The following is a 6792-nucleotide window of genomic DNA, read 5'->3' as shown; positions in this document are numbered from 1 at the left end:
GACCCCCTCAGTCAGCTGCGCTGACAGCTCCCCCTATCAGGGGGAGCAGAAGATGAGGAGTCGGTCGGCTTTGCTGAAAAGCGGCGGCTGAAAATCCGCAGACATTGTACTGCGTATTTCCTGTACGAATCCGAAACGAGAAATTAACAAACGGGTTCGTTGCGACGACCCGCCGCCAACTAAAACGGTTTTGCCATATCTCCGAACCGCAAATCCGTCAATACCCCATCTCATATATTGGATTGAATTTTGCGGGCGCCTGCGCGCGCGGTACTACTACTGAGGCTTTTAGGAGGTGACGGATGCTCAAGTACATTCTCAAGCGCATCGGCAACTACATCATCATGCTGTTCGTGGCGGTGTCGATGACGTATTTCCTGGCGAGCGCGTTCATGGATCCGCGTTCGAACTACATGTCGCGTAATCCGCGCCCGCCGATGGCATCCATCAACCGTTCGCTGGACATGGCGAACATCAACGACCAGACGCCCGTCATCATTCGTTACGGCCGTTGGCTCAAGGGCATCGTGACCCGCTGGGATTGGGGCCTGAGCCCCGACCAGTCGCCGGTCGGCCCGGCCATCGCGTCGCGCATCGCCGCGTCGCTGCAGCTGGTGACGCTCGCCACGATCCTCGCGATCATCTTCGGCGTGAGCATCGGCGTGTACACCGCCATCCGCCAGTACAAGTGGCAGGATCGCGTGCTCAACTCGGTCGCCACGTTCTTCCTGGTCATCCCGGCCGCCGTCATGGGCCTGATGGTCGTGCTCATCGCGATCAACTTCAACAACCTCATCGGCACGCGCGCGTTCTACGTGACCGGCCTGCACTCGTACCAAGGCAACAATCCGGTCCTGTGGGTGCTCGACTACCTGCAGCACCTGATCCTGCCGACCATTGTCATGACGATCCCCGGCACGGTGAGCTACCACCTCACCCAGCGCACGTATCTGCTTGACACGATGAACGCCGATTATGTGCGCACCGCCCGTGCGAAGGGTCTGCCGCTCAACGTCGCGATCCGCCGCCACGCGCTGCGCACGAGCCTGATCCCGACGGCCGTGGACGTCGCGTTCTCGATCGCGGGCGTGTTCACCGGCGCGGTCATCACCGAGAACGTGTTCGCGATCAACGGGCTGGGCATGTACTTCACGCAGACGATCGCGCAGAACGACATCAACGGCGCGGTCGCCGTGGCCGCGTTCGGCGGCGTGTGCACGCTGACCGGCGCGCTGCTGGCCGACATCTTCTCCGCGTGGCTCGACCCGCGCATCCGACTGAGCTGAGACGCCCGATCCCGATACGTGGAACGTGAGTAAAGGACGATCGATATGATGAACGATTCCGAGAACATGGTCGCCGACGCGGACGCGACCGACGAGGTGCGCGACGAGCAGAACGGCGTCGACCAGACGGTCGCAGCCGGCAAGTCCGACAAGTCCGAGCACGACGATTTCAAGCGCACCGGCCGCATGATGCTGTACGTGCGCCGCTTCTGCCGTCGCCCGTCCGCGGTGGTCGGCCTGATCGTGCTGCTGATCCTGATCTTCTTCGCCACGTTCGGCGCGCGCTTCTCGCAGTGGAGCTACGACGAGCCGGACTTCGCCGCGCTCGCCGCGCCGCCGTCCGCCGACCACTGGCTCGGCACGACCGTCGGCGGCTCCGACCTGTACGCGATGATCGTGCGCGGCCTCGGCCGTTCGCTGACCATCGGCATCCTGAGCTCGGTGTGCATCACGATCATCGCCGCGCTCGTCGGCACTGCGGTCGCGTTCTTCGAGGGCTGGTTCGAGCACGTCGGCATGTGGCTGCTCGACATGCTGCTCGTCGTCCCGTCGTTCCTGCTCATCGCGCTGATCGTCGGCATGGCCAAGGGCGGCAGCGACTGGATCTGGCTGGCGATCGGCCTGACCGCGTTCGGCTGGATCGGCTACGCACGAACCCTGCGCACGCTGACGCTCTCGCTGCGCGACCGCGAATACGTGCGCGCAGCGAAGTTCATGGGCGTGCCGTCGTTCACGATCATCGTGCGCCACCTCGTGCCGAACCTCGGCTCCGTGCTCGTCATCAACACCGTCCTCGGCGTCATCGGCGCGGTCAACAGCGAAACCTCGCTGAGCTTCCTGGGCCTCGGCATCAAGGCCCCCGACACCTCCCTCGGCACGTTGTTGAACGCCGGCCAGTCGGTCGTGCAGACCTCCCCGTGGGTGCTGGTCTTCCCGTCGGTCATGCTGATCATCCTGACCTTCTCCGTGCAGCTGATCGGCGACGGCCTGCGCGACGCGATCGACCCGTACTCCCGCTCCGGCGGCAAGGCCGAGTAAGCCAGGACGGCGATCATCATGAACGACAAGAACGCAACGACTACGAACGCAACAGGAGCAACCGTGAACGACACCGCGAACGAGAACGAGCAGCCGGTCATCAGCGTGCGCGACCTCACCGTCAGCTTCGCCTCCGAAGCCGGCACGGTGCACGCGGTGCGTGGCATGAACTTCGACCTGTACCGCGGCCGCACGCTCGGCATCGTCGGCGAGTCCGGCTCGGGCAAGTCCGTCACGTCGATGGCCATCATGGGTCTGCTCGACAAGAACGCGAAGGTGACCGGCTCGATCACGTACCACGGCGACGAGCTGCTCACCAAGTCCGATCTCGAGATGAGCAAGATTCGCGGCAAGGGCATCGCGATGGTGTTCCAGGATCCGCTCTCGGCCCTGACCCCGGTGTTCTCGATCGGCGACCAGATCAAGGAGGCGCTGGTCACCCACAACCCGAAGATGACCGAACAGCAGATTCACGACCGTTCGATCGAGCTGATGAACCTCGTCGGCATCCCGGACCCCGAGGACCGTTTGAAGTCGTTCCCGCACGAGTTCTCCGGCGGCATGCGCCAGCGCGTCATGATCGCGATGGCCATCGCCAACGACCCCGACGTCATCATCGCCGACGAGCCGACCACCGCGCTCGACGTGACGATCCAGGCGCAGGTGCTTGAGGTCCTGCGCAAGGCGCAGCGCGAGACCGGCGCGGCCGTCATCTTCATCACCCACGACCTCGGCGTGATCGCCGGCATCGCGGACGACATCGTCGTCATGTACGCGGGCCGCCCGGTCGAAAAGTCCGACGTCGACACGATCTTCGCCAAGCCGGCCATGCCGTACACGATGGGCCTGCTCGGCGCCGTGCCGCGCTCCGACCGCGAACGCGCCAGCCGCCTCGTGCCGATCCCCGGCTCGCCGATGAACCTCGTGAACATGCCCAAGGGCTGCCCGTTCTCCCCGCGCTGCCCGCTTGCGACCGACGTGTGCCGGCAGTCCGAGCCGGCCATGCAGCCGGTGCCGGGCCGCGAAGGCCAGTTCGTCGCCTGCCATCGCGCGGCCGAGATCGTGAGCAAGGGACTCACGTTCCGCGACGTGTACAGCGTGGGTGAGGCCGCCAAGTCGAAGTTCGACGGCATCCCGCGCGAACAGCGCAAGACCGTGCTCGACGTGCGGCACATGCGCAAGACGTTCCCGCTGACCGGCGGCGGATTCCTGCGCCGCAAGATCGGCGAGGTGCGCGCGGTCGACGACGTGACGCTCAACGTGCGCGAAGGCGAGACCGTCGCGCTCGTCGGCGAATCCGGTTCCGGCAAGTCCACGACGCTCATGGAGATCATGGAATTCGCCAAGCCGCAGGAAGGCGAGATCGAGATGTTCGGCACCAAGCTCGAACGCAAGATGCCGCGCGAACAGCGCCGCGAACTGCGTTCCGCCGTGCAGTACGTCTTCCAGGACCCGATGAGCTCGCTCGACCCGCGCCTGCCGATCTACGACATCCTCGCCGAGCCGATGAAGGTGCAGCACTACTCCAAGGAGCAGATCCGCGAACGCATCGCCGAACTCATGCGGCTCGTCGAACTGAACCCCGATCAGGTCGACCGCTTCCCGACGCAGTTCTCCGGCGGCCAGCGCCAGCGCATCGCCATCGCGCGCGCCCTTGCCGTCAACCCCAAGCTCGTGCTGCTCGACGAGCCGGTGTCCGCGCTCGACGTGTCCATCCAGGCCGGCGTGATCAACCTGCTTGAGGATCTGCAGAACAAGCTCGGCGTGGCCTACCTGTTCGTGGCGCACAACCTGTCGGTCGTCCGCCACATCTCCAGCCAGGTCGCCGTCATGTACCTCGGCCGCATCGTCGAATCCGGCGAGACCGAGGACGTGTTCGAACACCCGCTGCACCCGTACACGCAGGCGCTCATCAGCGCCGTGCCGGTGCCCGATCCGGCCGCCGAGCGCACGCGCAAGCGCATCGTGCTCGAAGGCGAAGTGCCCAGCCCGACCGAATCGTTCACGGGCTGCCCGTTCGCCGGCCGATGCCCGCTCATGCCCACGCTGAGCGCCGACCAGCAGGCCCGTTGCCGCGGCGAAAAGCCGATGCTGCGCGCCGCCAATGCTTCCCGACCGAGCGGCCATCAGGTCGCATGCCATTTCGCATGACAGGTCGGAACCCGCGCGGGGAATCCCGCACGGGTGGAAATAGAGAGGAAACAATCATGAAGAACATGCGCAAGATGACCGCTGTCGCGGCGTCCGTCGCGGCGTTCGCCATGCTGCTCGCGGGCTGCGGCAGCACGGGCAACGGCAACGGTTCCAACGGTGCCGCTACCGTGACCGAGGAGCCGGCCGCCGGCTTCGACTCGTCGTACACCGGCGCCCTGCCGATGCCGAAGGCCGACCAGCGTTACGACAACCACATGGACCGTGACAAGGTCAAGGACGGCGGCACGCTGACCCTGCCGATCTCCGAGATCACCTCCAACTGGAACTACCTGTCCACCGACGGCAACACCGGCTACATGTCCGAGCTGTGGAGCTGGTACCAGCCGCAGCTGCTCATGACCGACGAGGTCGGCGGCGACCCGATCGAGGTCAACCCGGACTACCTGACCGACATGAAGCTCGTCAGCTCCGACCCGATGGTCGTGCAGTACGACATCAACCCGAAGGCCAAGTGGAACGATGGCAAGGACATCGACTGGACCGCGTTCGAGGCGACCTGGAAGGCCCTCAACGGCAAGGATTCCAACTACAACCCGCCGAGCACCGACGGCTTCGACCGCATCGCGAGCGTCAAGCAGGGCGACAGCGCCAAGCAGGTCATCGTGACCTACTCCGAGCCGTACTACCCGTGGCAGCTCGTGTTCTCCTCGCTGGTCAACCCGGAGGCCGGCGACGCCAAGACCTTCACCCAGGGCTGGGTCAAGAACCCGCACAACGAGTGGGCTGCCGGCCCGTACAAGGTCGACTCCTTCAACGACAACAGCGTGACCTTCGTGCCGAACCCGAACTGGTGGGGCGACAAGGCCAAGCTCGACAAGGTCGTCTACAAGGTCATGTCCTCGACCGCTGAGATCAACGCGTTCCAGAACGGCGAGATCGACGCCTCCACGTCCATCTCCACCAAGGACAACCTGAAGGCCGTGCGTTCCGTCAAGGACGCCCAGCTGCGCTACGGCTACAGCCTCAAGACCCGCGTGCTCGAGTACAACGGCAAGTCCAAGCCGCTCGACGACCTGCAGGTGCGCAAGGCCCTGACCCAGGCCTTCGATGCCGACACCTACAACAAGATCCAGTTCCAGGGCATGGACTGGGACGCCAAGCGCCCGGGCTCCGAGATGCTGCTGCCGTTCCAGAAGGGCTATGAGGACAACATGCCCGCCGAGTCCAAGTTCAGCACCGACGCCGCCAAGAAGACCCTCGAGGCCGACGGCTACAAGCTCGGCGACGACGGCTACTACGCCAAGGACGGCAAGACCCTTGAGGTCTCCTTCACGTTCTTCGGCGACGACGCCACCCAGCAGGCCCTCGCCAACGCCTACCAGGCGATGATGAAGAAGGCCGGCATCAAGATCAAGGTCGTGAACGTGGCCGAGTCCAAGTTCTCCGACACCGTCATGAACGGCGACTACCAGGTGCTGCCGATGGCTTGGCAGGCCTCCGCGGCCCTCGGCTTCGTGACCTCCGCCCCGCAGCTGTACACCTCCGACGGCCCGTCCAACTTCACCTACGTCGGTTCCGCCGAGGTCGACAAGCTCGTCAAGGCCGCCGGCGCCCACGAGAAGTACGACGACCAGGTCAAGGCCATGAACGAGGCCGAGAAGGCCGCGCTCAAGCTCTACGGCACCGTCCCTGTCTCCAACCCGGGCCAGTACGCGGCCGTCAAGAAGGGCCTCGCCAACTACGGTCCGTCCGGCTTCGCCGGCAACCTGCCGCAGAACATCGGCTGGGAGAAGTGAGCCTTTCGCCGCGCCCCTGAAGGGGAGCCGTGATAGCGGCGGATCCTGCCGTTGCGGTTCTCGTTCGCTGCTCCCCCTGAAGGGGGAGCTGGCAGCCGAAGGCTGACTGAGGGGTGCCACAGCCTCCCCGACATAACTGAACTTCCCTCCGTGCCGGCCCGAATCGGGAACAGCCGGGCCGGCCGACGGCGGGATGATGATTGCGTTCGCGCGCGTCTTTTCTCCTTATTCTGCGCGTGCGTCCGCGATCGATCGTGGCCTTCCGTGCCGATGCGTCCAATCGCATCGGGGCGGAAGGCCTTTTTTCGTATCGGGGCTGTTTGCGGGAATGGGCGTATGACCCGTGTGACTACCCCTCAGTCGGCTTCGCCGACAGCTCCCCTGACAAGGGGAGCTAGGAGAAAGGGAGTAGTCGTCGCGCGGATAGACAGCTCCCCTAGGGGAGCCGAGGAAAACGAGCCGCGCCGCCCGGCGTTTCGCGGGTTGCGTTCAAGCGCGCTTGAGGCGATAGCGTGGAC

The 6792-nt window shown here is 64.9% G+C and carries 4 protein-coding genes; all 4 read left to right on the top strand.

Features of this window, described 5'->3' with window-relative positions; genetic code table 11:
- Positions 1-302: 302 nt before the first annotated feature.
- From GFD25_RS02220 to GFD25_RS02205, 4 genes are read left to right on the top strand one after another with little or no spacing between them, the layout of a single operon-like run.
- Positions 303-1286 (top strand): ABC transporter permease, encoded by a 984-nt coding sequence (locus GFD25_RS02220; RefSeq protein WP_163229543.1) that lies wholly within the window; start codon positions 303-305, stop codon positions 1284-1286.
- A 45-nt stretch (positions 1287-1331) separates the two neighbouring features.
- The gene (locus tag GFD25_RS02215) at positions 1332-2324 is read left to right on the top strand and encodes an ABC transporter permease (protein ID WP_163229541.1); all 993 of its coding nucleotides are present in this window, start codon (positions 1332-1334) and stop codon (positions 2322-2324) included.
- Between the two features lie 18 nt (positions 2325-2342).
- Complete coding sequence (locus tag GFD25_RS02210; RefSeq protein ID WP_204314738.1) at positions 2343-4475, top strand: dipeptide ABC transporter ATP-binding protein; 2133 nt, start codon at positions 2343-2345, stop codon at positions 4473-4475.
- 56 nt (positions 4476-4531) lie between these two features.
- Positions 4532-6274: an ABC transporter family substrate-binding protein gene (locus GFD25_RS02205; RefSeq protein WP_163229537.1), complete on the top strand. Its 1743-nt coding sequence runs from the start codon at positions 4532-4534 to the stop codon at positions 6272-6274.
- Positions 6275-6792 lie beyond the last annotated feature (518 nt).

It is taken from the genome of Bifidobacterium aerophilum, assembly GCF_010667685.1.
GTDB lineage: Bacteria > Actinomycetota > Actinomycetes > Actinomycetales > Bifidobacteriaceae > Bifidobacterium > Bifidobacterium aerophilum.
Note: the sequence above shows the minus strand (reverse complement) of the source record. Positions and strands in the feature narration are given on the sequence as shown.